Annotated in this window: 23 protein-coding genes and 1 pseudogene; 13 read left to right on the top strand and 11 right to left on the bottom strand. The window is 60.9% G+C overall.

Translation table 11 applies throughout. The features are described from left to right. Window positions 1–28: 28 nt before the first annotated feature. A complete protein-coding gene (locus tag NW860_RS01080) occupies window positions 29–2,029 on the top strand; it encodes a hypothetical protein (protein ID WP_414511962.1) in 2,001 nt (666 codons plus the stop codon). Between the two features lie 126 nt (window positions 2,030–2,155). Beyond that, complete coding sequence (locus NW860_RS01075) at window positions 2,156–2,716, top strand: hypothetical protein (protein WP_414511961.1); 561 nt, start codon at window positions 2,156–2,158, stop codon at window positions 2,714–2,716. Here the strand turns inward: NW860_RS01075 and metK are convergent. After that, window positions 2,696–3,955, bottom strand: a complete 1,260-nt coding sequence (gene metK / locus NW860_RS01070) for a methionine adenosyltransferase (protein ID WP_414404830.1) — start codon at window positions 3,953–3,955, stop codon at window positions 2,696–2,698. The two genes, NW860_RS01075 and metK, sit on opposite strands and share 21 nt — an antisense overlap. Before the next feature lie 308 nt (window positions 3,956–4,263). On the opposite strand from metK, the gene cobO reads away from it, so the two are divergent. After that, a complete protein-coding gene (cobO, locus tag NW860_RS01065; protein WP_414411294.1) occupies window positions 4,264–4,929 on the top strand; it encodes a cob(I)yrinic acid a,c-diamide adenosyltransferase in 666 nt (221 codons plus the stop codon). Window positions 4,930–4,940: 11 nt separating this feature from the next. After that, entirely contained in the window at window positions 4,941–6,317 is a 1,377-nt protein-coding gene (locus NW860_RS01060) for a cobyrinate a,c-diamide synthase (RefSeq protein ID WP_414511960.1), read from the top strand. A gap of 258 nt (window positions 6,318–6,575) precedes the next feature. Here the strand turns inward: NW860_RS01060 and NW860_RS01055 are convergent, their stop codons facing one another. Together NW860_RS01055 and NW860_RS01050 are read right to left on the bottom strand one after the other, a co-directional pair. After that, on the bottom strand, window positions 6,576–6,782 hold the full coding sequence (locus NW860_RS01055; protein WP_414511959.1) for a response regulator transcription factor: 207 nt from the start codon (window positions 6,780–6,782) through the stop codon (window positions 6,576–6,578). Between the two features lie 216 nt (window positions 6,783–6,998). Next, window positions 6,999–7,931, bottom strand: a complete 933-nt coding sequence (locus NW860_RS01050) for an NAD(P)H-dependent glycerol-3-phosphate dehydrogenase (RefSeq protein WP_414511958.1) — start codon at window positions 7,929–7,931, stop codon at window positions 6,999–7,001. Between the two features lie 128 nt (window positions 7,932–8,059). Between NW860_RS01050 and NW860_RS01045 the strand changes: the two genes are divergently transcribed. Both NW860_RS01045 and gcvH read left to right on the top strand, forming a co-directional pair. Then, window positions 8,060–8,965 (top strand): alpha/beta fold hydrolase, encoded by a 906-nt coding sequence (locus NW860_RS01045; RefSeq protein WP_414394204.1) that lies wholly within the window; start codon window positions 8,060–8,062, stop codon window positions 8,963–8,965. Between the two features lie 78 nt (window positions 8,966–9,043). Beyond that, a complete protein-coding gene (gcvH, locus tag NW860_RS01040; RefSeq protein WP_414394202.1) occupies window positions 9,044–9,433 on the top strand; it encodes a glycine cleavage system protein GcvH in 390 nt (129 codons plus the stop codon). A gap of 3 nt (window positions 9,434–9,436) precedes the next feature. On the opposite strand, the gene NW860_RS01035 is transcribed toward gcvH, so the two are convergent. The 3 genes from NW860_RS01035 to NW860_RS01025 all read right to left on the bottom strand — a co-directional run bounded on the left by NW860_RS01035 (window position 9,437) and on the right by NW860_RS01025 (window position 12,833). Further along, window positions 9,437–10,333 carry a diguanylate cyclase gene (locus NW860_RS01035; protein ID WP_414511957.1) on the bottom strand — a complete coding sequence of 299 codons (897 nt, stop codon included), beginning with the start codon at window positions 10,331–10,333 and terminating at the stop codon, window positions 9,437–9,439. A gap of 125 nt (window positions 10,334–10,458) precedes the next feature. After that, a complete protein-coding gene (locus NW860_RS01030) occupies window positions 10,459–11,406 on the bottom strand; it encodes a UDP-glucuronic acid decarboxylase family protein (protein ID WP_414401785.1) in 948 nt (315 codons plus the stop codon). Next, window positions 11,403–12,833, bottom strand: a complete 1,431-nt coding sequence (locus tag NW860_RS01025; RefSeq protein WP_414511956.1) for a UDP-glucose dehydrogenase family protein — start codon at window positions 12,831–12,833, stop codon at window positions 11,403–11,405. Before NW860_RS01025 ends, NW860_RS01030 begins: the two co-directional genes overlap by 4 nt. Window positions 12,834–12,976: 143 nt before the next feature. On the opposite strand from NW860_RS01025, the gene NW860_RS01020 reads away from it, so the two are divergent. Both NW860_RS01020 and chlP read left to right on the top strand, forming a co-directional pair. Continuing rightward, window positions 12,977–13,888, top strand: coding sequence for a cation diffusion facilitator family transporter (locus NW860_RS01020; protein ID WP_414511955.1), 912 nt, complete (start codon window positions 12,977–12,979; stop codon window positions 13,886–13,888). Between the two features lie 221 nt (window positions 13,889–14,109). After that, window positions 14,110–15,330 (top strand): geranylgeranyl reductase, encoded by a 1,221-nt coding sequence (gene chlP / locus NW860_RS01015; protein WP_414394192.1) that lies wholly within the window; start codon window positions 14,110–14,112, stop codon window positions 15,328–15,330. 7 nt (window positions 15,331–15,337) lie between these two features. Here the strand turns inward: chlP and NW860_RS01010 are convergent, their stop codons facing one another. Further along, window positions 15,338–16,168: a hypothetical protein gene (locus tag NW860_RS01010; RefSeq protein ID WP_414511954.1), complete on the bottom strand. Its 831-nt coding sequence runs from the start codon at window positions 16,166–16,168 to the stop codon at window positions 15,338–15,340. A 161-nt stretch (window positions 16,169–16,329) separates the two neighbouring features. Between NW860_RS01010 and secD the strand changes: the two genes are divergently transcribed. Beyond that, a complete protein-coding gene (secD, locus tag NW860_RS01005) occupies window positions 16,330–17,676 on the top strand; it encodes a protein translocase subunit SecD (RefSeq protein ID WP_414394188.1) in 1,347 nt (448 codons plus the stop codon). Continuing rightward, window positions 17,673–18,638 (top strand): protein translocase subunit SecF, encoded by a 966-nt coding sequence (gene secF / locus NW860_RS01000; RefSeq protein ID WP_414511953.1) that lies wholly within the window; start codon window positions 17,673–17,675, stop codon window positions 18,636–18,638. The genes secD and secF overlap by 4 nt, the downstream gene beginning before the upstream one ends. A 15-nt stretch (window positions 18,639–18,653) precedes the next feature. Here the strand turns inward: secF and NW860_RS00995 are convergent, their stop codons facing one another. After that, window positions 18,654–20,573, bottom strand: a complete 1,920-nt coding sequence (locus NW860_RS00995; protein WP_414394186.1) for an FAD-dependent oxidoreductase — start codon at window positions 20,571–20,573, stop codon at window positions 18,654–18,656. A gap of 156 nt (window positions 20,574–20,729) precedes the next feature. Here NW860_RS00995 and NW860_RS00990 point away from each other — a divergent pair, with 156 nt between their 5' ends. After that, window positions 20,730–21,944 carry an argininosuccinate synthase gene (locus tag NW860_RS00990; protein WP_414394184.1) on the top strand — a complete coding sequence of 405 codons (1,215 nt, stop codon included), beginning with the start codon at window positions 20,730–20,732 and terminating at the stop codon, window positions 21,942–21,944. 41 nt (window positions 21,945–21,985) lie between these two features. On the opposite strand, the gene murI is transcribed toward NW860_RS00990, so the two are convergent. Both murI and NW860_RS00980 read right to left on the bottom strand, forming a co-directional pair. Further along, the gene (gene murI, locus NW860_RS00985) at window positions 21,986–22,864 is read right to left on the bottom strand and encodes a glutamate racemase (RefSeq protein WP_414511952.1); all 879 of its coding nucleotides are present in this window, start codon (window positions 22,862–22,864) and stop codon (window positions 21,986–21,988) included. Window positions 22,865–22,934: 70 nt separating this feature from the next. Next, window positions 22,935–24,749 carry an N-acetylmuramoyl-L-alanine amidase gene (locus NW860_RS00980; RefSeq protein WP_414511951.1) on the bottom strand — a complete coding sequence of 605 codons (1,815 nt, stop codon included), beginning with the start codon at window positions 24,747–24,749 and terminating at the stop codon, window positions 22,935–22,937. Window positions 24,750–24,958: 209 nt separating this feature from the next. On the opposite strand from NW860_RS00980, the gene NW860_RS00975 reads away from it, so the two are divergent. Then, entirely contained in the window at window positions 24,959–25,654 is a 696-nt protein-coding gene (locus NW860_RS00975; protein WP_414511950.1) for a hypothetical protein, read from the top strand. After that, window positions 25,644–26,078: a hypothetical protein gene (locus NW860_RS00970; protein ID WP_414511949.1), complete on the top strand. Its 435-nt coding sequence runs from the start codon at window positions 25,644–25,646 to the stop codon at window positions 26,076–26,078. Before NW860_RS00975 ends, NW860_RS00970 begins: the two co-directional genes overlap by 11 nt. Window positions 26,079–26,567: 489 nt before the next feature. Here the strand turns inward: NW860_RS00970 and NW860_RS00965 are convergent. Next, window positions 26,568–26,914: pseudogene (locus NW860_RS00965) on the bottom strand (hypothetical protein); the annotation flags it as partial.

Here is a 26,914-nt window from a genome sequence, read left to right as displayed (position 1 = left end):
AGGCTGCTTGTCTAGGTTTTGCTAAAAAATGGGTTCAGCACCTGGGAAAGCCACGCTGGGAGACAGAGAGTTTCAGAGCGTGATGGGGTGGGCGCGCAGTGGGCTGACCCAGGCTTGTGTGGATCGCTACTGGCATTTGCTGCAGGCCGGGGCCAATCCGGCGCGGATCTTGTTTTTGGTGCGTAGCCGGCGGCAGAGGGCGGAGGTGTTGCGGCGCCTGCAGGCGCTCAGCTCGGGTTTGGTGGGCCCGTGGCGGGTTGAGACGTTTTTGCAGCGGGTGGGGCGCGCTTTGGCTGAGTATTGGCCGCAGGTATGCGCTCTCGTTCCCCAGTTGCCGTGTTCGTTTGAGCCTGTGCTTCTGGCTAAGGATCTCACTCAGTTTCTCTGTGGGCGAGTCTGTGCGTTGTGCCCGCGGCACGGGGAGGTCTTTGCGAATATTGGGCTGGACGAGTTCCAGATTTGGGATCAAGTTAGCAGCGCTGCCTATATTGCCGGAGCTTCTGGCTTGACGGCAGAAGCGGTGGGATCCCGGCTAGCAGCAGCTTGGCCGGAGAACAGGGATCCGGCCCGGGCAGAGGCCTTGGGAGCGCTGGGCTGCTGTGTAGAGCGACTATGGCAGGCGGGGCTGCAGTTGGGAGCGCTGGATTTTGGCCTGCAAATTCGTCTGTTTCAGGAGCACATCCTGCCCTTGGCGGAGTTTTGGCAGGAGTGGGATCACCTCATCGTGGATCAGGCGGAAGACAGTTGCGGGGTGGCGCTGGAGTTCTACCGCCAGGGGCAAGCCCACCTGCAGAGCCAATTCTTCAGCTACACCCTCGGCGGCGGGATCTCTTTGACGGCAATCCCGGAGGCAGTAGCCTGCTTTCTCCTGGAAAACACGCAGGTTCGGTTCCCAGAAGCCAGCTCCTGTAGCGCAGCCGGCCTGGTCCGCTTGGGGCTGCAGATAGCGCGGGCTGTGGCTCCCCAGCTTTCCTCTCGGCTGCCAGAACCACCGGCAGGGAGGCTGCCAAGGGTGGAAGTGCTGGAGGGAGAAACCCCCTTTGCGGCCCTAGAGGCTATGGTTGCCCAAATCCGACAACTTTTGGCAGCAAGGATCCCTCCCTCTCGCATCGCCGTCCTCCTGCCTCGCATGGATGCCGGAATAAGTCTAAGCCTCCAGGAGCAGTTGCCGGAGGTCTTGCCCATTGCTCCCTTCCCCGCTCTTATCCGCTACCCCCTGGTGCGGGCTCTCCTGACGGCAGCAGAAGTGGCCCATCCCCACTGGGGAGCATTTCCCACCTTGCCAGCCTGGCGGCTGCTGCTCAGCAGCGTGTTGGATCTAGATCCCGTTCGAGCAACGCTGTTGGCTGAAGATACCCTGGACCCGGTAGGACGTGCCCTGCGGCCCAAAACCGCCGTGCGGCAGCCAGAGCGGGTGGGCTTTGCCAACTTGGAGCGCTACCAGAAGCTGTTGGATTGGCTGCGCAGCTACCGGCCTGGGCCTTCCTTGGCAGCTTTCTTCCAGCGCTTCTTTGCCGAGCACCTGGTCACTGCTTCCCCTCAGGATCAAGAGCTGCTGCAGTTGCTAACGGATGCGGCCCAGCGATTTCGCCACGCCTTTCCTACAGCAGGGGATCCTGCCTTTTTGGCCATGATTCGCTCGGGACAAACCCCTAGCAACAGCCGCTTTGAGCCCGACTACTCCCGCTACCTGGTGGTAGCCACGCCAGCGGCCTACATCCATCGCGGCTTGGAGGCCGACTACCAGTTTTGGTTTGACATCACCAACCCCAGCTGGTCCCCCTCTCTCTGGCGCGGGCTCTACAACAGCCATGTGCTGACACCGGAATGGGATGGGGGAGTTTTCGATGCGGCTCGGGATCGAGAGGCACGCCAGCAAGTCCTAGCTCGCACCCTGCTCAACCTCTGCTGCCGAGCACGGCAGGGCCTGTGGCTGGTGCGCTCCACTTTTAACTACCGCGGCGAAGAGAACACCGGCACCCTAGACTTGCTGGTGTTGAAGGCGGCAAAAGGTACGGCTTGCTCCTAGGGGCGGGACTGGGTCAGGTGGCTGACCTGCGGCTGGGTAGCAGGGGACAGACGGGGGTAGTTCGAGCACTTCCTCACTGCTTTTGGGTTAGCTTTGGGGTGAGTTTCCTGGCGCTAGGAGCGGCCGATGGATTCCGCCACCTTTTTGGAGCGCTACGGATTCGAGCTGCAGGGTCAGACAAGCCAAAGGTGGGTAGAGCGCTGGAGCAGGCAGTTCCCAAGCCCTTGGATCCCAGCCGCTTTGCTGGAGGCCCTCTACCAAGGTCGCTACAAGGCCACGTCCGTAGAGCAGATCCTCCGCCTCTGGCAGCGCCGCGGTGCTCCCCACCTCACCTTTCCCCCGGAAATGAGCCGATCCCTGTGGCGAGAACAAGAAGAGCTGATCCGCTCCTTGAGTCCAACTGCCGCCAGCTTCCTTGTCCGACCTCCTTCACCTCTTTCAGCCTCCTCTGGCAAGGGATCCCGCTTTGCGGAGGAAGCTGCCATTTCCCTTGAGCTGTTGTTAGCAGAGCTGCAGGACCTTCCCCCCAAGCTCCGCCACCTGCTCCGGGAGCTGCAACCCGCCTCCCTGGCCTGCGAGTCAGAGCTCTCGGTTACCTTGGAGCTCCAGCCTGTCGACTCTCCTGCTCCTGCTTCCCTGAAAGAATCCCAGGTTTCCCCCTCTTGCTCAGGGCAGGGCGACACTTGAGCTGGAGAGAGCTTCCTCGCGCAGCAGGTCGGCTTTGTCGGTGCGCTCCCAAGGCAGGTCCAGATGGGTTTGCCCGAAGTGGCCGTAGACGGCTACATTTTGGTAGAAGCGTCCCCCTCGCTGCCGGGGTAGCTCCTGCAGTTGAAAGTGGGCCAGAATAGCTGCTGGCCGCAGGTCGAAGTGGCGCTGCACCAGCCGCAGAAGCTCCTCGTCAGGGATGCGCCCTGTGCCAAAGGTTTCCACCAACAGGTTGATGGGCCGAGCCACTCCAATAGCGTAGCTGACCTGTACCTCGCATTTCTGGGCCAGGCCGGCAGCCACGATGTTTTTGGCAACATAGCGGGCGGCGTAGGCCGCGCTGCGATCCACTTTGGTGGGATCCTTGCCGGAGAAAGCGCCACCCCCATGGCGGGCATAGCCCCCATAGGTATCGACGATAATCTTGCGCCCTGTCAGGCCGGCATCCCCCTGGGGGCCGCCGATGACGAATTTGCCAGTGGGGTTGGTGAGGAAGCGGGTATTGCTGTCTGGTTTGATGGGCAGCTCGGCAAACACAGGCTTTACCACCGCCTCCCAGAGATCGGCGCGGATGCGCTCTTGCACTGCCGTCTCCTCCGTAATGTCGCCGATGGTTGGCGTGTGCTGGGTGGAGATGAGCAGGGTGTGGATGCCCACTGGACGCCCCCCCTCATAGGCTACCGTTACCTGGGTCTTGCCGTCAGGGCGCAGATAGGACAGGGTACCGTTCTTGCGAACCGTAGCCAACTGGCGGCTGAGGCGGTGAGCCAAGCTGATGGGCAGGGGCATCAGCTCGGGGGTCTCGTTGCAGGCAAAACCAAACATCAAGCCCTGATCGCCAGCTCCCAGCAGGTCGAATTCATCTTCCCAGACGGTGCGACTTTCCAGTGACCTGCTCACCCCTTGGGCAATATCGGGAGATTGCTCATCGAAGGCTACTAGCACCGCGCAGCTGTCTGCAGAGAAGCCATTCTCGGCATCGGTATAGCCAATTTCGGTCAGCTTGTCCCGCACCAAGCGCGTGAAGTTGACATGCGCCTTCGAGGTGATCTCCCCCGTGAGGATCACCATGCCCGTGCTCACCACTACCTCTGCCGCCACCCGGCTGGAGGGATCTGCCGTCAAGAGGGCATCCACAACGGCATCGGAGATCTGATCGCAGATTTTGTCGGGATGCCCTTCTGTCACCGACTCGGAAGAAAACAGGAATGACTTGGACAAGGAACCTCTCCTCAAGACGAAACCCACGCAAGCTGGTAGAACCCGCCTCTGGGTTCATCTGCAGCAAGGCATGCCCAGCCTTACTAATATACCCCCCTCAGCCAGTGAGGATCTGCTTCAGCCGCTCGCCATTTTTGCGGCCCTGGGGAAGAGCACCCCTAATAAAAAAGCGCCGCCCGGAGGGATCCCCCCGGCTCTGTCCAAATCCTAATCCAACAGCGGCAGCTCTCGGAAAATCTAGAAAACCGGAAGCCGAATTCGGAGTCTGGCCTGCTAGAGTGCTCCTACAAGTCCTTGCCGCTGCAACCATGACCCACCCTTTTCCAACCGCCCCCAACCCGGAACTGGAAGCCGAGCGCAACCGGCAGCACCGCCAAAGAATGCAGCGCCGCCAGCAAATCCAGCGGCAACGCCTGGCAGGCATGCGTGACAACAAAGGCTTAGTTATCGTCTATACAGGTCAGGGCAAGGGCAAAAGCACGGCGGCTTTTGGTACTGTCTTGCGCGCCCTCGGCCAGGGCTTATCGGTGGGGGTGGTGCAGTTCATCAAAGGGGCCTGGGATCCAGGCGAAGCCAAACTGTTGCGCAAGTTGGCTGCCCATCCCGAACTGGGGCTGGGAAAAGTTGCCTTTTATGCCATGGGGGAAGGCTTTACCTGGGAGACCCAGGATCGCGAGCGGGACATTGCCTGCGCCCAGGCAGCCTGGGAAAAGGGGCGGGAGCTATTTGGCAGCGGCGAGTACCACCTGGTGGTTTTGGATGAGATCAACGTTGCCCTTAAGCTGGGATATCTCTCGCTGGAGCAAGTGTTGGCTGGCCTAGCCGAAAAACCTGAACGGGTGCACGTGATCCTCACTGGGCGAGGCGCACCGGCAGGGCTAATTGAGCGAGCTGACCTGGTAACGGAAATGGCCTTGGTCAAGCATCCCTTTCGCGACCAAGGGATCAAAGCCCAAATGGGTATCGAGTTCTAGCCCTCGGACAAATGGCGATCCTGCTGGCAGCAGCGGCAAGCGGCAGTGGCAAGACCACCGTCACGTTAGCCCTGTTGGCTGCGCTCCGGCGGCGGGGCCTGCGCATCCAGCCCTTTAAGGTGGGGCCCGATTACATCGATCCCCTGTTCCACACGGCAGTGGCCGGGATCCCCTCGCGCAATTTGGATCCCTTTTTAACCGACGAGGACTTTGTGCAGCGCTGCTTTCGCTACCACTGCCAGGACAAAGATGGGGCGATTGTAGAAGGCGCGATGGGCCTCTTCGATGGGCGAGGGTCCGGATCCCTGCCCGGCGGGACAGAGCCTTCCTGGGCTAGCAGCGCCCATGTGGCTCGCCTGCTGGGGATCCCGGTGGTGCTGGTCATCGACAGCAGCGGCATGGGAACGACGGCGGCCGCCCTGCTCTACGGCCTAAGCCACTTCGATCCCCGCCTGACTATTGCCGGCGTCATCTTCAACCGGGTGGCCTCAGAGCGCCATGGCCAGATGTTACAGCAGGCAGCAGCAGCCGTGGGGATCCCGGTTTTGGGGCAATTCCCCCGCCGCGAGGACTTGCGCCTGCCCAGCCGCTACCTAGGGCTGGTACCCGTCTCAGAACTGGCTGGCTTCTCCCGCTGGCAGGAGGCCTGGGCTGAGCTGGCGGAGCAACACCTAGATTGGGACCAGCTTCTGCCCCTAATCCGCTCCCTGCCGCCGGCAGTGGGGGAGCTCTGGCCAGGGATCTGCCCCCTTGCAACGCCCGTGCGAGTGGCAGTGGCCCGCGATGCCGCCTTTAACTTCTACTACGCCGACAACTTAGATCTCCTGCGGGCTTGGGGGGCGGAGCTATTGGAGTACTCCCCCCTGGAGGTAGGGCTGTGGCCGCCGGATCCTTGCGATGGCCTGCTCTTGGGGGGCGGGTTTCCAGAACTGTTTGCCGCGGCCCTCTCTGAAAAAATAGCCCAGCAAACTCCGCCACCCATCCACCCCCCCCTCTATGCCGAATGCGGCGGCTTGATGGTACTGGGAAAGTCCCTCACCGATTGGGACGGAAAGACCTACCCCATGGCCGGCCTGTTGCCCATCACCGTGGACATGGGCGAGCGGCTGTACCTGGGCTATCGCGAGGCTACCGTCCTGCGCCCCACCCTCCTGGCACCGGCTGGGGATCGCCTGCGGGGACACGAGTTTCACCGCTCCCGCAGCAGCCCCCCCTGCCCAAGCCCAGTTTACGCTTGGGGATCCCCGCCCCAGCAGGAAGGCTGGGCCAATGAGCGCTTGCATGCTTCCTACCTGCATCTCCACTGGGGATCCCGTCCCGACCTCGCAGCGCGGCTACTCCAGAATTTTTTGAGGGTGGCTAGAAACGCTCTTGATCCCCCGTTGTAGAGAGGTTTTTCCCTGCCAGGGAGGCTGGGGAGAGGAATTAGCTGTGCTCCCTTCTGTTGCTAGGGGGAAGCAGTGGGGACAAGGCTGCTAGCAACAGTTTAAGTTAGGTGGGCGGCAATTGCCTTCAGTGAGGTGGTTTTGATCAATGGGCTTGGTGAGGTAGGCGTTGGAACCAAGTTGTAGCCCTTGTTCCACAGCTTCTCGAGAAGCTTTGGAGGAGAGAAAGACAAAGGGGATGTGGGCTGTGGCTTGATCCCATCACACAGCATCCAGCACGGCATAGCCGTTGAGCTTGGGCATGACTACATCGCATAGCACCAAGTCTGGCAGGAGGGCGCGCACCATCTGCAGCCCTTCTTCCCCGTCTCTAGCTGCCAACGTATCGTACCCAGCTTGCCGCAACACTTTCTGCAGGTAGGTGCGGATAGAGGGATCATCCTCGATCACCAAGATGCGTTTAGCCATGGGAGGTTGTGAAAAAGCAGGAGACACACATCGCTCAAGCCAAGCTCTGGCTTCCCCGAACCTCTGAAATCCAGGTTGATGCGAGAGCAGTTAGGAGAGCTACAGAGGCAGTATAGGGAAACTTCGGAGAGAAAAACTCCGCCAAATGGCTCATTCTGGGAAGACTTGCGGTTATTCCAGGTAGCTCAAGCTCTCTTTCCCCTCAGGGAGAGGAGCTCATTCCGAGGTGAGTTGTCGCTCCATCAGGCGGGAAAGGGCGGCAGCGGGGGTGGTCTGCCCTTGCAGCAGCCAATGCACCTCCTGGGTGATGGGCACCTGGATGCCGTGCTGGGCGGCGATCTGAACCACCACGGGAGCAGTGTAAACCCCCTCGGCGGTTCCCTCGATCTCGGCCAACACCTGGCTCAGAGGTTTGCCCTGGCCTAAGCCGTAGCCTACGCGGTAGTTGCGGCTTAAAGGACTGTGGCAGGTGGCTAGGAGATCCCCTAGCCCTGAGAGGCCGTTGAAGGTCTCAGGCCGCGCCCCTAGGCGGGATCCCACCCGGATCATCTCGGCCAAGCCGCGGGTAACCAGGGCAGCCCGAGCATTGGTGCCCAGTTGCAGCGCGTCACACACCCCCACAGCAATGGCAATAACGTTCTTGAGAATACCCCCTAGCTCCACCCCTAGGGGATCGCTGCTGGTGTAGAGGCGAAAGCGCTCGGAGGCAAGGGCATGCTGCACTTGCACTGCTGCCTCGGGATTGCGGCTAGCCACCACTGCAGCTGCTGGCAAACCCTGGCGAATCTCAGCGGCCAGGTTTGGCCCGGAGAGCACCACCAACGGATGAGTAGGGAAAGTGGCTGCCCAGATCTGGGCTGGTGTCAAGAGCTGCAGGGGATCCAACCCCTTGGTGGCCGAGACCAGAATGGCTTGGGGGGGGATCCCCACCTGGCGCACGGCCTCGACCACGGGGCGCACGCCGGCCATGGAGACTGCCGAAATAATGATGTCCGATCCCCGGACTACCTCTTTGAGATCCCAGCCCTTGCGCCGATCCCAAACCTGCACCCAGTGGCCCCGAGCCTGGGCTAACAGAGCCAGGGTACTTCCCCAGGCCCCCGCCCCTAGAAGGGCAATCCTCTGGGGGGATGGTGTAGAAGCTTTCATCCAAACTTTCCAGCCGCAGCTTCTTTCCCAGAATGCCGCTTGCTCTAGCCTCTGAAAAAGCCCCCGCCAGAGAAAGAACGTTAGCATGGTTGGATACCAACTAGAGGTTTGGCCTAAGAGCAGAGACCATGGCAGAAGCAGGGATCCAACGCCTTCCTGCTGAGGTGGCCGCCCGGATGGGGAGCTGGCGGCACGGCTATGCCCTGACCAATGGCATTCAACTGCACTATGTCACCCAGGGGGAAGGGGAGCTGGCAATCTTGTTGCATGGTTTCCCAGAGTTTTGGTATTCCTGGCGGCACCAGATCCCGGTGTTGGCGCAGCGGTTTCGCGTCGTGGCACCTGACCTGCGCGGCTACAACGACTCTGACAAACCGGATTACGGCTACGACCTGGACACCCTCACCGAGGATGTCCGCGGCCTGCTGGCCCATTTTGGGGCCAAAAGCGCGGTGGTGGTGGCCCACGACTGGGGAGGGGCTATTGCTTGGCACTGGGCGCAACTTTTTCCCCAGGAGATCCGCAAGCTGGCCGTGCTCAACTCTCCTCACCCCGCTTGCTTTCGCCGGGAGTTCCTGACCAATTTGGACCAGATGCGCCGCAGTTGGTACCTGTTTTTCTTCCAGTTGCCCTGGCTGCCAGAGTGGGTGTTGCAGTGGAACCTCGAGGAGTGGGTGCGGCGCATTTTTCAAGAGACCTCGGTGCGCAAAAGCGCCTTCACCCGCCACGACCTAAAGGTTTACCAAGAGGCCCTTGCCAAGCCCAAGGTGCTCACCTCTGCCCTCAACTACTACCGCCACCTGTTTAGCCTGCCCACTCTGCAGAACCTGTTTTTGCAGCCCCTGCGTCCGATCTTCGCCCCCACCCTGCTCATCTGGGGAGAAGAAGACTTTGCCCTTAGCCGCGAGCTGACCGAGGGAATGGATCCCTTCTTCCCCAACGGCCTGCGCAAGGAGTACATCCCCGAGTGCGGCCATTGGGCGCAGCAGGAGGCGCCCCAAACTGTGAATCGGCTGCTCCTAGAGTTTCTCTAGTCCTCCCGCCTGAGAGAGCTTTACCGCCCTCAGGGATTGCCCTAGAATAGTCCACTGGATTTAAGCGGGGAAAGTGGCATGGCCCTGGAGTACCCACCCGATCTGCGCTACGTGGACACCCACGAGTACATCCGGGTTGAGGATGACATTGCGGTGATTGGGATCACGGCCTATGCCGTCGATCAGCTGGGGGACATCGTCTTCGTCGGCCTGCCCGAGGAAGGGACAGAAATTGAAAAGGGGGAGAGCTTTGGCTCGGTGGAGTCCGTCAAGGCCGTAGAGGATCTGTATGCCCCTGTCTCGGGGGAAGTGGTGGCGGTAAACAAAGCGGTGGTGGACAGCCCAGAGAGCATTGCCGACGATCCCTATGGAGATGGCTGGCTGATCAAGGTGCGCATGACCAACCCGGAAGATCTTGACGACACGATGAGCGCGGAGGCCTACGCCAGCTTGGTGGAGGGATCCTAAGCCCTACAGCAACACTTCCCGGTTGCCCCCCTGCACTTTGGCTTGGTAGAGGGCTTGGTCAGCTGCCTCTAGAAAGCTTTGGACGGAAGTTTCTGCTGAAAGGCTGAGCAAAGAGGCGACGCCAATGCTACAGGTGAGGTGGATAACTTCTGCTCCCACCTGCAGAGGGAGGGATTGGATGGCCTGCCGCAGGCGCTTGGCCAACTGCAGGATTTGAGCTTCCGGAACCCCGCGCACCATGAGGACAAATTCGTCGCCCCCTAGCCGGGCCAGCAGATCCTCGCGGCGAACCTGATCCTGCAGTTGTTGGGCTACTTGGATCAGGGCTTGATCCCCGGCCAAATGCCCCCAGCGGTCGTTGATGAGCTTGAAGTTGTCCAAGTCCAAGTAAAGCAAGTGGAGGGGAAAGCTATGGCGGCGGGCAAAGGCCATCTCCCTCTGCAGGTGCTCTAGGAAAAACCGACGGTTGTGCAGCCCCGTGAGCGGGTCGTAGAGAGCGGCGGCAGCGACCTGGAAAAAGAAAGCCTCCTCCAGCCGGTCATAATAGGCAAACTGCAGGAGGCTATTCCCCAGCTGGATGCGATCCCTATCCGCCAAAACCCGGCAATTTACCCGTTCCCCATTGACATAGGTGCCGTTGAGGCTGCCGAGATCGATGAGGACATAGTTTTCCCCTTCCTTCCTCAGCCGGCAGTGCAGCCGAGAGATGGTGGGGTCGGAAAGCTGAACGTCGGCCTGGGGGCTGCGCCCCACTACTGCGGTCTCCCCCAGGCGGAAAGTCCTGCCCCTATTGGATCCCTGAAGCACCGTCAAAAAGGCGCCCACTGCTTTCCTCTCCACCTCCAGCCCGTAGGTTTCCAGGGGCACGGGGGTGGTTGGTTCTTCCGGAGAAGTATCCACAGGCGTAGGGATCCCCTAGCTGAGTTAACATGTCTTTTCCGTATTATGACGGGTATCATGCCAGCCTGGCTGCTTTCTTCCGCAAAGTTGGCCAGCTCTGGGGAAAATCTCCCAGAGGTCTTCCTTTACTCCAGCCCCAGCCGGCGGCGGAAGTAGGGGATGGTCAGCTCCAGGCCCACTGGCAAAGGGATCTGGGGCTCCCACCCCAGCAAGGCGCGGGCCTTGTTGATGTCGGGCCGGCGCTGCTTGGGATCGTCGGTTGGGAGAGGCCGGTGGACGATGGGAGAAGAGCTGCCGGTGAGGGCCAAAACCTGCCGAGCCAACTCTAGAATGGTGACCTCCTGCGGGTTGCCCAGGTTAAAGGGGCCGGGATAAGGGCTGTTCATCAGGCGCACCAGGCCCTCGATGAGGTCGGAGATGTAGCAGAAGCTACGGGTCTGGGAGCCATCTCCATAGACGGTGAGGGGATCCCCGCGCAGCGCCTGGACGATGAAGTTGCTGACCACGCGACCATCGTCTTCCCGCATGGCGGGCCCATAGGTGTTGAAGATGCGGGCCACGCGGATCTCCGTTTGGTACTGCCGCTGCCAGTCAAAGGTTAGGGTTTCGGCCAGGCGCTTGGACTCGTCGTAGCAGGCCCGCGGGCCGATGGGGTTGACATGGCCCCAGTAGTCCTCCGGCTGGGGATGCACCTGGGGATCCCCGTACACTTCCGAAGTGGAGGCTAGGAGGAAGCGGGCCCCCGTCTTTTGGGCCAGCTCGAGGAGGTGGTAGGTGCCCCAGACGCTGGTGCGGATGGTGCGGATGGGATCCGCTTGGTAGTGGGGGGGAGAGGCAGGGCAGGCCAGGTGGTAGATTTGCTCAATGCCAGCTTTTTCCAGCTCCGGCGGCAGCGGCTCGGCCACGTCGTGCCACAGCAAGGTAAAGGCGGGGTTGTTGCGGTGGGCCCGCACGTTCTCCTCTCGCCCCGTGTAGCCGTTGTCGAGGCAGATAACCGCGTGGCCTTCCTGCAGAAGGCGGCTAACCAGATGGGAGCCGATAAACCCCAAACCACCCGTTACCAGAACCTTCACCAGCCCACTCCAATTAAGGTGATGCCCGCCTGTTGAAGGGCCTGCCGGTCTAGGCAATTGCGGCCGTCGACGATAAGAGGCCGCCGCATCAACTCGGCAAGGCGCCGGTAATCCAGCGACAAGAACTCCGGCCACTCTGTCACCAGCACCAGGGCGTCGCAATCCTGGGCCAGGCGGAACACGTCTGTTTCCACCACCACATGGGCTAGGCCCTCCCGCATTCCCGAAGCCGAGACAATGGGATCATACGCCTTTACCTTGGCCCCCAGGCGGTGGAGCTGCTCAATTAAGGTTAGAGACGGCGCATCCCGCAGGTCGTCAGTGTGGGGCTTGAAGGTGAGGCCCAAAAGGCCAATGGTCTTGCCCTTAAGCACCTTAAGGGCCTGCTGCAGCTTTTCCACCAAGCGCTGCCGCTGCTCACGGTTGACCTCGACAGTAGCCCGCAACAGCTTGGCCTCGTAGCCGTAGTCAGCCGCCGTCTGGATCAAAGCGGCCAAATCCTTGGGGAAGCAGCTCCCCCCCCAGCCTATGCCGGCGTTGAGGAAGGCGCGGCCAATGCGCTTATCGAGGCCGATCCCTTCGGCCACCTGGAGGATGTCGGCGCCGGTGCGCTCGCAGATATTGGCAATCTCGTTGATGAAGCTGATCTTAGTGGCTAGGAAGGCGTTGGCGGCATATTTGATCATCTCGGCGGAGGCCAGGTCGGTGACCAGCAAGGGCACGGGATCCCCGCCCAAGCCTTGCTGGCGGCTAAGGATGGGCTCGTAAAGTTGCCGCAGGATCTCGATGGCCCGGGGGCTGTTGGAGCCAATCACGATGCGGTCGGGGTAAAAGGTATCGTGGATGGCGCTGCCCTCCCGCAGAAACTCGGGGTTGCTCACCACGTCGAAGGGCGGCACCCAGGGAGACCTGTCCAGGGTGGCCAGGGAGGAGGGGGTGGGATCCCCGCCCGCTATGGCCATCTTCTGTTTTTCTGCCTGGCTGCCTAGCCGCTGCTTGGCGGCCTCTGCCGCCCCGTCCAGAATCAGCATGCGCACCCAGTCGCCGGAGCCGATGGGGACAGTAGACTTGTTAACAATAACCCGGTAGCGGTCGTCTAGGTGCTGGCCGATCTCCCGCGCTACAGCCTCTACGTAGCGCAGGTCTGGCTCGCCGCTGGGCAGAGCTGGCGTCCCTACGGCAATGAAGATGACCTCGCTGGCCTGCACCCCCAGGGCAAGATCGGTGGTAAAGTGCAGCCGACCGGCTTCAGTTCCAGCCCGCACCAGGTCTTCCAGGCCGGGCTCGTAGATGGGCAGGCGACCCCGCTGCAGCCCTTCAATCTTGGCGGGGTTGTTGTCCACACAGATAACGCTATTTCCTAGGTGAGCCAGGCAAGCCCCTGTTACCAGGCCCACATAGCCAGCGCCTACCACAGCAACGTGCATACTCAGAGTTCGCTCCCGAACGGATGGCCCCCATGCCCCCGCAGCTCACCGTTAGGATACCCCACTCCCCTGGGATCCCTTACCCCTATTGAGGTCGGTGGCAGAATAAAGCAGGATATCTGTGGATCCCCGCTCGAGCTGCAGTGAGCTTTCTGGATTCTGCTGCCATAGCCAGCCGCCGTCAGCGCCAGGTGCAGAGGGTGCTGTACGTTACGTTGGGGCTGAATAGCCTGGTGTTTGCCATCAAGTTAACCCTGGGGCTGGCGACGGGATCCCTAAGCCTCATTGCCGATGCCCTGCACAGCTCCACCGACAGCGCCAGCAACATTTTGGGCTTGGTGGCCGTGCGCTTTTCTTCGCCAGAGCCCGATGACGACCATCCCTACGGCCATCGCAAGTTTGAAGCCATTGGAGCGCTGGGGATCGCCGCCTTTTTGGGGATGGCCAGCCTGGAGATCCTGCGCACAGCCGTGGAGCGGTTTTGGGAGCCCCAGCCCCACCTGCAGATCGATGAGCTGACCTTGGGGGTAATGGTGGGCGTGCTGGGCATTAATGTCTTTGTCACCCTCTACGAGCACCGCTGGGGCAAAGCTCTGTCCAGCCCGCTGCTGTTGGCCGATGCGCGCCATACCCTCAGCGACGTTGGGGTAACGCTGACGGTCTTGCTGGGGTTGGCCGGCATGCATTATTGGGGGATCCCTTGGTTGGATCAAGCCCTGGCTTTGCCGGTGGCGCTGCTGGTGCTCCGAAGCGGCTGGGAAGTGCTGCAGGAGAATCTTCCCTACCTCACCGACCGGGTGGCGATTCCTGCCGAGGCCCTGCGGGATCTGATCCTGAGCGTGCCAGGCGTGCTTGACTGTCATGACATCACTTCCCGCGGCATCCCCGGGGAAATGGTCTTTATCGAGATGCACCTGGTGGTGGAGCCACAGGACATTGAGTCCGCCCACCGCCTCACTGAGGAAGTTGAACGCCTCTTGCAGGAGCGCTACGGGCCGGTGCGGGTCACCATCCACCTGGAGCCCTACTCCCACATTGAGGGATCCCGAACCTAGCCCCACGGTCAATCCGCCCAAGCCGCAGAGTTCGCCTTGCGCCACAGGGCCTCCTCACCAGAGCTCTTCTTGGGTTCCTTGCATTCCTTGCCCCGCCCGGGTTTAATGGGGGTAGACAAGAGACCGCAGCACCCGTACCTGTTGCTGCACTCCTGTATGCTGCAGGCTAGCTTCCCTTTTGGGAAGTCCTAGGAATTGGAAAAAAGAAAAAGGAGGGCGCCTTGAGCCTGAGAGTTGCCGTGGTGGGGGGCGGGCCAGCAGGGGCTTCTGCAGCCGAGGTTCTGGCTCAAGCCGGGATCGAGACCTTTTTGTTTGAGCGGAAGCTGGACAACGCCAAACCCTGCGGAGGCGCTATTCCCCTCTGTATGGTTTCGGAGTTCGACCTGCCGGAGGAGATCATCGACCGCAAGGTGCGCAAGATGAAGATGATCTCGCCCTCCAATTACGAGGTGGACATCGCCCTCGAAAATGAAGGCGAGTACATTGGCATGTGCCGCCGCGAAGTCCTTGACGCTTTCTTGCGCAACCGCGCCCGTCAAAAGGGGGCAGAGCTCATTCACGGCAAGGTGATGCACCTGGAAGTCCCCAAAAATGGCCAGGATCCCTACGTCTTGCACTACGTCGACTTTTCTGGCAACGCGCAGCAGGGGGTACCTCGCTCGCTGGCGGTGGATGTGGTGATTGGGGCGGATGGGTTCCACTCGAAGGTGGCAGAGGCCATTGGTGCCGGGGACTACAACTATGCCCTGGCTTTTCAGGAGCGCATTCGCCTCCCCGAGGACAAAATGGCCTACTATGCTGAGCGGGCAGAGATGTACGTGGGAGACGATGTCTCGCCCGACTTTTATGCCTGGGTGTTTCCCAAGTGCGACCATGTGGCGGTGGGCACCGGCACGATGAGGGCCAACCAAGCCCAGATCCAAAAGTTGCAAGCCGGGATCCGCGCCCGCGCTGCTGACCGGATCCGTGGGGGCCAGGTGATCAAGGTGGAGGCCCATCCCATTCCAGAGCATCCCCGTCCGCGCCGCGTAGTGGGCCGGGCCGCGTTGGTAGGAGACGCAGCAGGGTATGTAACCAAGGCAAGCGGCGAAGGGATTTACTTTGCTGCCAAGTCGGGCCGCATGTGCGCCGAGGCTATTGTTGAAACTTCCAACGGCGGGAAGCGTATCCCCACAGAAGAGGATCTCAAGCTCTATCTCCAGCGCTGGGATCGCCAGTACGGCCTAACCTACAAAGTCTTGGACATTCTGCAGCGGGTGTTCTACCGCTCCAACGCCACCCGCGAAGCTTTTGTCGAGATGTGCGCCGACCGGGATGTGCAGCGGCTAACCTTTGCCAGCTACCTCTATAAGACGGTGGTGCCGATGAGCCCCTGGGTGCAGTTCAAGATTACCGTTAAAACCCTGGGCAGCTTGCTGCGGGGCAACGCCCTGGCTCCCTGAGGGAGCTTTACTGCCACTGGAAGGTAACAGTAACCCGATCCCAGTTGGCGTCCGTTTTCAGCACGCTGGCAGAAGCTTTCTGGCCAGGAGGTACATTGCTGGGCTCAAAGGCGGCCACGCGCGTATCGACGACTTCTCCGCCACGGTAGAAGGTAAAACGGGCGCGGGCGTTGAGGACAGTGCGGTTGCTGCGGTTGATGGCCTCCACACTCAGGCGACTGCCAGCCCCTACCCGCTCTTCCCGGATTGAGCCCACAATCACCAACTCGCCCGGGTTGGGTCCGGATGCCGCAGGCGTTGGGCTTGCAGGGGCAGAGGGTTGGGGGGTGGCGCCTTGCTGCTTCAAGAGCTCCAAAACGCGGGCCAGCTCCTGCTGAAAGAAGACAAACGCTTCCCGCGATTGGTTGGCCACCTGGGCCAGGATCAGCCGATCCGCTTCGCTCAGAGGGATCTCCAGGAGGGGATTTGGCCCTTTTAGGGTAACCCGGATGCTGGCAACCTCCTGGTTGATGAACTTATCCAGATAGGGAAAGAGATTAAGGATGCAATCTTGAAAAGATCCCAGCGGCAAGGTGCTCTTGTTGGTCAGCACCAAGTCCGCCCGCTCACAGCTAGCCCGATCCGCCAGCTCAATTTCCAGGGGCACCCGAAAGGAGCCCGGACTGGTGTTGGTGATGGTAACCCGAGTGCCGGACACCACCTCTCGCCAGCCATGGATAACTTCTACGCTGGGGCGAGTCACCTCTTCCGTGAAGTACTCTCCCGCCCAGGCAGGGGATCCGCAGAAGGTGAGCATAGAAAGCAACGCCGCCACTGGGCAAGTTCGTCGCCAATTCACCTTCACTTTTCCTCCCTTGCAGATCTGGGACACTGCCTGCCCCTGGCAACAGCTTCTAGCGTCAACTAAGTCCGTCTAGGGTAAAATCGAGAAGTTCAAAGCGTTACAAAACTTTGGGCCTGCCGACCAGTGCGGCCGTGTTCCTCGCTTAACTAGGCAGTATGGCTAGATCCCTAGCTTCGTGGCTCAATCGGCTTGCCCTCCTGCGAGGCCTAGTCTTTATCCTAGCAGTGGTAGTGGCTCTCACCTACTTGGGCTTTAGCCGAGAAGTTCGCCTCGGCCTTGACCTCAAAGGCGGGACGCAGCTTACCCTGCAAGCTCTGCCGACGCAGGAGGTGCCTGAGATTACTCCCGAAGTGATGCAGAGAGTGGAGGCTGTTATCCAGCAGCGGATCAACGGCCTGGGGGTGACTGAGCCTTTGATTCAAATCAGTGGCCGGGATCGTCTATTCGTGCAACTGCCTGGGGTAGCAGATCCGGATCGGGCGGTTGCTCTTTTGGGCGACACAGCCCAGTTGGAATTTCGCAAGGGCCTAGTTCCGGTCAGCGCCCTGCCCCGCAACGAACGGGGGGAGGTAACAGCCGGAGAGAACCCCGAAGCCTTGTTTGAAGGGGTCGGCCTCACCGGGGATCTGCTGCGCAACGCCTATCCCCAGGCCCCTCGCCGCGGCTCCCAGAGCTGGGAAGTGCTGCTAGAGTTTAAGCCGGAGGGGGCTGAGAAGTTTGCCCAGGTCACCCGAGAGCTGGCTGGCACGGATCGCCCCTTGGGGATTTTTCTGGACGAGGTGCTCATCAGCGCCCCGATCGTGGGGCCGGAGTTTGCCCGCACTGGCATTACTGGCGGAACGGCGGTGATCACAGGCAATTTCACGGTGGAAACTGCCACCGACCTAGCGATAAAGCTCAAAGCGGGGGCGCTGCCGGTTCCAATTCAGGTGATTGAAAACCGCACCGTCGGGGCCACCCTAGGAGAAGAAAGTGTGCGCCGCAGCCTCTATGCCGGTATCGGCGGCCTGGTGCTGGTGTTTGTGTTCATGGTGGCCTACTACCGCCTGCCGGGACTCATTGCCGACATCGCTCTCCTCATCTATGCCCTCTGTACGTTTGCTTTGTTCCAACTGCTGGGGGTGACCATGACCCTGCCAGGAGCCGCTGGCTTCATTCTCAGCATTGGCATGGCGGTGGACGCCAATGTGCTAATCTTTGAGCGCATCAAAGAGGAGCTGCGGGCGGGCAAGTCCATTTACAAGTCCATCTCGGAAGGGTTTAGCCGCGCCTTTAGCAGCATTCTCGACAGCAACGTCACCACCCTTTTGGTCTGTGGCGTGCTCTTTTGGTTGGGGATGGGGCTGGTGAAAGGTTTCGCCGTAACCCTGGCTATTGGCGTTTCGGTAAGCTTCTTTACGGCCATCACCTGCACCCGCACCCTGCTGTTGGCGGCAATGGGGATCCCTGCCCTGCGCAAACCTGAACTCTACGGCGTTCGCATGGAGGCGGCCCAACCATGACCGCGCAAGAGCTAGCAGGCGGATCCTCGCGGTTGCTCGACTACCGCTTCGACATCGTCGGGCGCAGCAAGCTCTGGTTTACCCTTTCCTTGGCGGTCTTGCTGGTGGGGCTGGCCAGCATGGCTTTTTCTCTGGCCTCTCTAGGAACCCCCCTGCGGCTGGGGCTGGATTTTGCCGGCGGCACCTTGCTGGATCTGCGTTTTGAGCGGCCTGTCACCACCGACGAGCTGCGGCGGGCGCTGCAGGAACATGGTTTGGGAACCAGCATCATCCAACTGGACACCCAGACGGGCCAGGAAGCCCTGATCCGCATGCCCCCTTTGACGGAGCAAGAGCGCCTGGCAGTGGAAGACACGCTGCGGCAGCGGGTGGGATCCTTTGAGCGCAGGCTGGTGGAGACGGTGGGCCCGACGGTGGGGCGTTTGCTCTTGCGCTCCGGCCTCGTGGCCGTGCTCATCTCCTTTGGGCTCATTGTGGTGTATCTGGCCCTGCGCTTTCAGTGGGATTACGCAGTGTTTGCCATTGTGGCCTTGCTGCACGATGTGGTGTTGACCACAGGGCTGTTTGCCCTTTTGGGCCTGACGGTGGGCATGGAGGCGGACAGCCTGTTTGTGGTGGCGCTGCTAACCATCATCGGCTTTTCCGTCAACGACACGGTGGTCATCTACGACCGCATCCGGGAAAACCTGCGTCTAGTCAGCCGCCGGGTCAGCTTTGCCGAGGTGGTGAACCTGTCTTTAAACCAAACTTTTGCCCGCTCCCTAAACACCACCCTGACGACGATGCTGCCCCTGGTGGCCATTGCCATTTTTGGCGGGGCCACGTTGAAGGGGTTTGCGATTGCTTTGCTCATCGGCTTTAGCTTGGGGGTCTATTCCAGCATCTTTATCGCCAGCCCCCTGCTGGTGTGGTGGCGGCAGCGGCGCTATGGCGGAAGGGTGCCTTCCAGCGCAGAGGGGTAAGACGGCAGCAGCGGCCTACCAGTGCAGTCGCTGTCCATGGGCAACCAGGTAGCGCTGCAAATCGGCCATCTTGCCCTGCGGCACGATTTGGGCCGGGGTCAAGCTGGGATCCTGGCTGCGCAACCAGGCCACGATGAGCCCAGCTGCCGAGCCGATGGTCCACTCCCCGTAGTGGGTGCGGGTAGCGGCGTTAACAATGTGGCTGACGGCGATCCCTTTGCCGCCGATAAGCAGGTTATCCACCTTCTGCGGGATCAAAGCTTCCAAGGGAATGAGAATGGGGCGAACGGAAAACTCGCTGACCGGCGCGGAGCTGGCCGACCGGGAGGGCTCCCAGTTGCGGTAGCGACAGCCGTGCATGTCGATGGCGTAGTGGGTGATCCCGACAACGGTAGGTCTGAAATCCCGCCCTCCGCTGGCGCCAACTCGGATGTCCTGCTCCAGTATCATGAATTCCGCCTGGCCGTAGGCAGCTCTCCCCAGGATGCGCCGTCCCTCTCGGATGTAGGGGTAGAGGCTGAGGCCAGAGCGGGTGCCCAGCAAGGAGTCTTCGGCAAACACTAGGGAGAGGGGATAGCCGGGCCGGGATTGGGTTTCCATCAGCCACTCGGCAAACAACAGGGCGTGGTTTTCTCCATCTTTGAGGGCGGAGACGTCCAGCCCCCCCAACCAGTTGTGGCGCTGCCCCGAGGCCACCAGCCGCTCTTCGGTCAGGATCAGGGGCGGGTTCATCAGCCCCCAGTCGTTGCCGCGGTTCCAGTTCACCAGGGTCAGATCTCCGGGAACCGGGGTGCCGTAGAAGGGATCCGTGCGGCCCTTGCTGACGATGCGGCGATAGTTGAAAAAGCTCCGACCGCTGAAGGTGGGAAAGCCCTCCAGGTCAAACTGGCGGCGGTGTTCGGCGCGGGAGTAGCCCGGCTGCAGCTGGGCCAGCTCGGCGCGGGAGCGGCCGCCATCGTCGCGGATGGCCAGCACAAAGGGAAAGGTAAAGGCCTGGGTACACTCCGGGTTGCTGGCCGGGGCGGCATTGGGCTCTCCGGTTAGATCCCGCCCTTCCGAGCCCAGCCGGTAGGGGATGCCAGCCCAGCCCACCAGCTCGCCGGTATCGGTGGCGTCGATGACGAAGAAGGGACGGCCCGGCGGTGCCTGTAGCCGCAGCACCCGTTTGGCAAACACTTCCGTCTCCTGCCAGCTATACCAGCTCACCAATTCGCGCCACAGCCGTCCTGGCGGCACGAAGTTGGGATCCCGTGGTTGTCGCTGCACAGCATAAATGCTCTCAATCCGGGAGCCGTCGGCGCTGAAGGTGGCCCCCTTAAAAGCCGTCTGGGTGGCCCAGCGACTCTGGGGAGCATGCTGAGCTGCCTGCCGCAGCCAGGTATCCACCGCCTGCAGACCTGCCTGGGGCGGAAAACACAAGCTCCCTACCCAGCAACTGTTGATCTTGGCCACGCGGGTGCCGGGCGGGATCCCTGTCCAGGACGGGAGATGCACCGGCTGGCTTTCAATGAGGGCCTTAAACTCCAGCCAGTGGCGGGAAAAATTGCCCCGCTGCCGCATGAGGAGAGACTCATCGAGGGCCGATACCCCTTGGGAAGTGATCTGCCCCCCTAGCCAGGGAGTGAGCTCGATGAGGCAGGTTTGCACGCCCCCCCGCATGGCTTGGCCTGCTGCCGCCACGCCCCCCAGAGATCCGCCCACCACCACCAGCTCGCACTCCCAGATCTCCTCCGGCTGCGGCAGGGGATCCAGCAGGGGCCAGCCGTGGGCGGTAAAACGGGGCAGCTCTGGCGGGGATCCCCCTTCCGGCTGGGAGAGGGCGGCAAACCCTGCCCCGGCCACAAAGCTCAGCAGCGACAGGATCCCCAGTCCCAGAGCTCGTTTCTGGCTAAGTCTCCGCTGCGCTGCTCGGATCCCTCTGCTGGCCTTGCTCACTGGAGCCCCACCCCCCACGCCGCGCCAACACCTGCTTAGACAGCGATCCCAAGCCTATGAGGAGAATACTCGACAAGCTGCCCCCAGGGGTCAGACTGGGCAAGCTACAGGGCATAATGGGCTAGCAACTTGTCTCCAACAGGGATCCACAGCACTATGGGACGGGCAAAGAAGGTGGTTTTGGCCTACTCCGGCGGCGTTGACACCTCCGTCTGTATCCCCTACCTCAAACACGAGTGGGGGGTGGAATCGGTGGTTACCCTGGCGGTGGATCTGGGGCAAGGAGCAGAGCTGGAGGCCATCCAGGCCAAGGCCCTTAGGGCAGGGGCAGAGCAATCGCTGGTGCGGGAGGCTGTCCAGACCCTAATTACCGACTATGCCTTCCCCGCCCTCCAGGCCAACGCCCTCTACGAACAGCGCTACCCTCTCTCCACTGCCCTGGCCCGGCCCCTGATTGCCAAGCTGCTGGTAGAGGTGGCAGAGGAAGTGGGTGCCGACGCAGTGGCCCATGGCTGCACCGGCAAAGGCAACGACCAAGTGCGCTTCGACCTGGCCATTGCCGCCCTAAACCCTAGGCTAAAGGTGCTGGCCCCAGCGCGCGAGTGGGGCATGACCCGCGAGGAGACCATTGCCTATGGGGAGCGCTACGGGATCCCCATGCCGGTGCAGAAGTCCAGCCCCTACAGCATCGACCTCAACATTCTAGGCCGCAGCGTCGAAGCCGGGATCCTGGAGGACGCCGACCAAGAGCCGCCGGAGGAAGTGTATGCCCTCACCCGGCCTCTTTCTCAAACCCCCGACGAACCCGCCTATGTGGAGATTGCCTTTGAAGAGGGGATCCCAGTGGAGCTGGACGGGCAGCGCCTTGGCCCCCGAGTCCTCTTTGAGCGGCTCAATGCCTTGGCCGGCAGCCACGGCGTGGGCCGCATCGACATGATTGAGGATCGGCTGGTGGGGATTAAGTCGCGCGAGATCTACGAGTGCCCCGCTCTAACTGTGCTCATTCAAGCCCACCGCGAGCTGGAAAGCCTCACCCTTCCCCGCGAGGTCCTCCACTACAAGTACGGCATCGAGACCACCTACAGCCAGTTGATCTACAACGGCCTTTGGTATTCGCCGCTGCGGGAGGCTCTTGACGCCTTTGTCCGCACCACCCAGAAAAGCGTCACCGGCGTCGTGCGGATGCGTCTGCACAAGGGCCAAGCGGTCTGCGTGGGCCGCCGTTCCCCTTACTCCCTCTACAACCCAGAGCTGGCCACCTACGGGGAAGGGGATCAATTCGACCATCGCGCTGCCGAAGGCTTCATCTATATTTGGGGCTTGCCTACCCGTGTCTGGGCTGAGGTTCACCGCTGGCGCGAAGGGAGATAGGCCTATTCCGCCGGCGTTCTCGAGCAGATGGCTGTTCTTGTCTAGGTTCGGCGGAAGTTGTTGACGTCTAGGGCTGGCAACTCTACCTGTTCCACCTGAGGTCGAAAGCCCAGCCAAGGGGTGGCCAACTGGGCAAAGCGCTCTGGATCCCCGCTGACATAGAAGCAGTGCGGTTCGTCGCGGAGGGCTGTTGGGGGCCGGCGGAGACCCCAGAGGCTAAGTTCACGGGCTAGCGAGCGCACCAGGGCCACGCCGGGATCCACCCGCTTGACCGAAGGGGGCAGCAGAGACTTCAGCAGGGGATCAAGGAGAGGATAGTGGGTGCAGCCGTAGACAAGGGTGTCGATCCCTTGCCGTAGAAGCGGCTGTAAGTAGCGTTTGGCGGCCTGCTGCAGCTCGAGGCTGTTCAACTGACCGGCTTCGATGAGGGGAACAAACGCCGGGCAGGCCTGCTCCCAGCAGTGGACAGGCTGGGGAAAGCGCTTGGGATCCAGGGCGCTGTACTCACGGATGGCCTTGGAGTAGGCGCGGCTTTTAACCGTAGCCGCCGTGGCAATGACCCCAATGCGGGATCCTTGGGCCAAGGCCGCCTGGGCGCCGGGCAGGATGAGGCCAAGGATGGGTAGGGCAAACTCCTGCTGCACTTGCTCTAGGGCCAGCGCCGAGCTGGTGTTGCAGGCCATCACCACGACTTTCACCGGCTGCGCCTGCATCCAGCGTAGGATCTGGCGCACGAAGGTCAAGATCTCCTCAGGCGAGCGATCCCCATAGGGCAGCCGCGCCGTATCAGCAAAATAGACAAGGCGCTCTTGGGGCAATTGCCGCCGCAGGGCCCGCCAAACGGTGAGCCCCCCCAGGCCACTGTCAAACACCCCAATTGGCCAACTGGGATCTGGCTCTCTTGTCCACCCCCAACGCATGCTCCTTCCTCCCTCACTACCTTGGCCTAAGCTGCTGTATCCTACCCTGCCTTGAGACGGGTGGCACGCTCTAGCGGTTGCGCAAGAAGGTCTCGATGCCCTCGGCAATGGCTCCCGCCAAAACGGCCTGGTATTCGGGGGTGGCCAACTTTCGCCCTTCCGTGGGGTTGGTAACATACCCCAGCTCCAGCAGCACCGAGGGCATGCCCACGGGCGTTTCCCGCACCATGAAAAAGCGGGCCCGTCGCACCCCCCGATCCGCAGCGCCAGTAGCTCGCACCAGGCTGCGGTGCAAGATTGCTGCTAGCTCGGCGCTATCCGGCCGTAGGTAGTAGGTCTCGATGCCGTGGACGCTGGAGCGATCCAGAGCGTTGGCGTGGATGCTCACCAACAGCGTGGCGTTGGCCTGCACGGCTATATCCACCCGCGGCCGCAGCAGCACCTCACGGTCGTCGGTGCGGGTCATCACCACCTCATAGCCCCGCTCCTGCAGCAGGTGTCGGACCTGGTGGGCAACAAGGAGCACAATGTCCTTCTCCAAGATCCCATCTACCCCAACAGCACCGGGATCCCGTCCCCCGTGGCCTGGATCAAGGGCAATAGCCGGCCGGCTTTGGCGAGGACGGGAAGCCTGGGCAGGCGGCTGCGGCTGGGATGGGGGAAAAGGAGCGCCTAGAGGACGCAACTCCAAAGTGATGCGGCGGGATCCCTGGCCGGGATTGGGCTCAAAGACATTGAAGTCCTCGGCGGGCTGCACCAGAATGCTGACCGTGCGGGCATCTTCCTGCACAAGGCGGATCCGCTGCACCGGTCCCCCGACCGGCAAGCCGGGATCCGGCAAGGACTCGGGCAGGCGCGCCGGTGCCACGTTGATGCGGTAGCTGCCGCTTTCGGGATCCCAGCCAGCCCGGTAGAACATAAACCCATCGGCGCTGATGATGAGCTGATTTCCCCGCAGCTCCACAGAGCGCAAGGTGGCTAGCGGCCCTTGGGAATCAGTTAGGCTGATATCAGGCAAAAGGCTGGCCTGGGCAGCACCCCCAGCAGGCTGGATCCAGATTCCTCCCTGCTGTGGGTCGTAGCGGGCCTCCCAATCCCCACTGGAAGGATCCACATCCAACACCACGCGGGCAATCGTAGGCTCGAATTGCCCAACACGCAGCCGCAAAACCCCCAAGCGGTTGACAGGATAGACCCGCTGGGTGAGGGCAGGACTAAGGGTGGTGTTGAGAAAATCCACAACCACCCGATTTGGATCGAAGAGGCGCCGCACCGTGGTGGAAGGGTTGCCCTGGGTGCGAATGAAAAAGCCCTCCGCCTGGGGAGAGATGGCCAAGATCTGATGGCTGGAACGGGAGCTTGCAGGAGGAGGGAGTGGGCTGGCTTCAGGGCGGGGGGGCGGCCCTGAGGATGGGGGCAGGGACGAGGCGGTGGGCTCTTGGGAAGCAGGGGAAGGAGGAAATAGCGAGGCAGCGGGCGAGGGTTGCTCAGGTTGGAGGAACTGAACAGCCCAGCGGGAAGGGCCGGCGGTAAGGAGTTGCAGTTGGTCAAGGCTAAGGGGCTGGTCTGGCTGCAGGTGGAGGACAAAGCGGGTGATGGTCGGGGTGAGCTGTTTGATCTCCAACAAGGTAACTCGCCCTGGAAAGGTCTGGCTTTGGGGCTCGCGTCCAAAAAGGGTGTTGGGAAAATCCAGAACCACCCTAGGAGGGTTTTGCAGCACAAACAGAAAAGGCCGCACCTCTCCTTGGGTGTTGACCTCCAGCCATCCCCGCTGCGGGTCGTAGTGCCAGCGGTCAATGCGAGACAGACCGGTAACGGTAGTCAGTTGGGCTTGAACGGGCAAGGGGGAAAATAGACCCGCTCCAGCTAGGCCCCACAGCAGCATTGCTCCCCAAAGGGAGCACGGCTTGGGATCCCATCTTATTCCCCGCTTGTCCAAGCCAGGCATACCGTCCACCCACTCTGCCTACCTGCTGCCCTCAACTATACCAACCTCCCCCCAAGGCGACCTGAAGGGAGCGCCCTCTTGCTGCTGCCGGCGGAGCTAGCTGAGGATAGTGGGGATCCTTCCCCTGAGATTTCGCCAAGTAATGAATGACAGGCCCACCTGATCCCCTCTCTCTGGCCCGCGCCGGTAATATTCAAGCAATTGTGCAGGTTGTCCGCTTGGAGCTGCTGCGGCAAAAGTGGCCTGCCCAAGTTCGCTTTGCTGATAACACCCTGCACATCTACCTGCTGGGATCCCTTCCCGGACAACCCTCCCCTCAAGTGGTGACCGCCCGGCTTTTTCTAATGTTGAAGCAGCTGCGGATCCCACGGCTGGAACAAGTGGAAATTTGTGCTTTCCTCGGCTCCCAGTTGCTCTGGCGACGCAGACTGAGAATAGGCTCCCAGCAGCGCTGGGATCGGTTTTCCTTCGATAACTGGGCAGTCAACGCTTGGGCTTACCCGGCTGCGTTTGCGGTGGCCCTGATGGTAAACAACATCGACTTATTGCAGTTGTTGCATTTGCCTTTGCACATCTGGATTCATGAGTTTGGCCATGCCACCGTCGCCTGGTGGAGCGGGTATCGGGCTTTGCCTCTGCCCATCGGCTGGACAAGCGTTAGCTCGCAGAGGGATCCCTTTGTGTATTTTGGAATCCTCTTTTTACTGATTCTACTCTTCTGGTCAGCCCGCAAGGAGCGGATTGGGTGGCTGCAGGTGCTGGCCATCTTTCTTGCTCTATTGCAGTTTTACATGACCTGGCTGATGCCCAATCGCACCTGGGAGATGTTGTTTGTCTTTTAGCGGCGTTGGAGGAGAATTTTATCTCAGCACCTTTCTGATGGCCAGCTTTTATTTTCCCTTGCCAGATCGCTGGAGATGGGATTTTTGGCGATTTGTCGTGTTGGGGATCGCGAGCAGCAGCCTCTGGAAAAGCTTTTGGCAGTGGCATCTTATTCAGCAAGGGTTAGCCCCAATCCCTTGGGGAACCCTACTATGCGGCCAAGGAGATGCTGCTGGGGATATGAACCGCCTGGTTTATGAGTTTGGTTGGAGCGAAAGCCAAATTGTCCAAACCTACAGAAGCCTAGGAAACTGGTGTGTTTTGTTCATATTGGGCTTGTATATCTTGTTTCTACTGCGCATGAACAATCAGATTTGGTTGTCTCTACAAGCAAGATTTATCCTCTGGGTCGATGCTCTCTTTGAACCGAGTAAGCATCGCTAAAAAAGCCATATCTTCTCACCTTTTTTGGGAAAAAGACTGAGTCGAGGCGCAGCAGCGAAGGCTCTAGATCTTGCTCAAAGCGACTGTAGACCAATAGACTTGTCGAGGGCACTAGAAAAGAGCCAGAAACCCTCGGTTAATGGGAGATCTCTCTCAGAACGCCTGCCCAGTACTGTCAATGTTCTGGAGCTGCATGCAGGCGCTTGGGATTAAACTCTGTTGCTGTGATAGATGGTGGCAATCTGTAGGGCTGTAGTACAAATATTGGGGATCCTAAAATGCCCTGAAAATCGTTGTGAATTATGTGGGTCTCATTTGCACAGCGGCTCCCTGGAGGGACAACAGCAAGAGATGGGTGTATTTAAACAGCATGACTCAGGCAGGAGCCGACCTGGCTTTCCATCTCCCTCCCTGCAGAAAGGGGTGCTGGCTAGTTGAGATCCTCGTCTTATCTTACTGCTGGCAGGATCCTGAGGGTGGAGGTTGCATTCATTCTAGTTTAGGCAGCCTCCGGAGTACCAACTTCCAACTGTTGCCGATTCCCCTCACCCAGGCTAAACTGGCTGCCACCCAGAGGGCGGGATCTTGGATCAACTGGCGCGTCGGCTTGCTCACCTCAAACCAAGGGTGACTCACCCGCAAATACCCCAGCAGTGATCGGCTCTGTAAACTGACACAGCCAATGCCGCCGGGCACCGTGGGCCAGATAAGCCACTCCAGGTCAATGTGGCTGTCCTCTAGGGTGCTAGCTTCCAAGCTGTGGCACCAGCAGCACCGCTGTAACTGGCCAGCCGCTGCTGTGTCGCTTGGAACTGGAGCTAGCTGTGGACACGAGG

This window comes from Synechococcus sp. F70.1 (genome assembly GCF_047502745.1).
GTDB lineage: Bacteria > Cyanobacteriota > Cyanobacteriia > Thermostichales > Thermostichaceae > Thermostichus.
This window is presented reverse-complemented; position numbering and strand designations above follow the sequence as displayed.

Bases quoted from the DNA above. Each gene is read 5' to 3' on its own strand.
- NW860_RS01080 (WP_414511962.1), top strand. From the start codon at position 29: ATGGGTTCAGCACCTGGGAAAGCCACGCTGGGAGACAGAGAGTTTCAG.
- NW860_RS01075 (WP_414511961.1), top strand. From the start codon at position 2,156: ATGGATTCCGCCACCTTTTTGGAGCGCTACGGATTCGAGCTGCAGGGT.
- cobO (WP_414411294.1), top strand. From the start codon at position 4,264: ATGACCCACCCTTTTCCAACCGCCCCCAACCCGGAACTGGAAGCCGAG.
- NW860_RS01060 (WP_414511960.1), top strand. From the start codon at position 4,941: ATGGCGATCCTGCTGGCAGCAGCGGCAAGCGGCAGTGGCAAGACCACC.
- NW860_RS01055 (WP_414511959.1), bottom strand. From the start codon at position 6,782: ATGGCTAAACGCATCTTGGTGATCGAGGATGATCCCTCTATCCGCACC.
- NW860_RS01050 (WP_414511958.1), bottom strand. From the start codon at position 7,931: ATGAAAGCTTCTACACCATCCCCCCAGAGGATTGCCCTTCTAGGGGCG.
- NW860_RS01045 (WP_414394204.1), top strand. From the start codon at position 8,060: ATGGCAGAAGCAGGGATCCAACGCCTTCCTGCTGAGGTGGCCGCCCGG.
- gcvH (WP_414394202.1), top strand. From the start codon at position 9,044: ATGGCCCTGGAGTACCCACCCGATCTGCGCTACGTGGACACCCACGAG.
- NW860_RS01025 (WP_414511956.1), bottom strand. From the start codon at position 12,833: ATGCACGTTGCTGTGGTAGGCGCTGGCTATGTGGGCCTGGTAACAGGG.
- secD (WP_414394188.1), top strand. From the start codon at position 16,330: ATGGCTAGATCCCTAGCTTCGTGGCTCAATCGGCTTGCCCTCCTGCGA.
- secF (WP_414511953.1), top strand. From the start codon at position 17,673: ATGACCGCGCAAGAGCTAGCAGGCGGATCCTCGCGGTTGCTCGACTAC.
- NW860_RS00990 (WP_414394184.1), top strand. From the start codon at position 20,730: ATGGGACGGGCAAAGAAGGTGGTTTTGGCCTACTCCGGCGGCGTTGAC.
- murI (WP_414511952.1), bottom strand. From the start codon at position 22,864: ATGCGTTGGGGGTGGACAAGAGAGCCAGATCCCAGTTGGCCAATTGGG.
- NW860_RS00980 (WP_414511951.1), bottom strand. From the start codon at position 24,749: ATGCTGCTGTGGGGCCTAGCTGGAGCGGGTCTATTTTCCCCCTTGCCC.
- NW860_RS00975 (WP_414511950.1), top strand. From the start codon at position 24,959: ATGACAGGCCCACCTGATCCCCTCTCTCTGGCCCGCGCCGGTAATATT.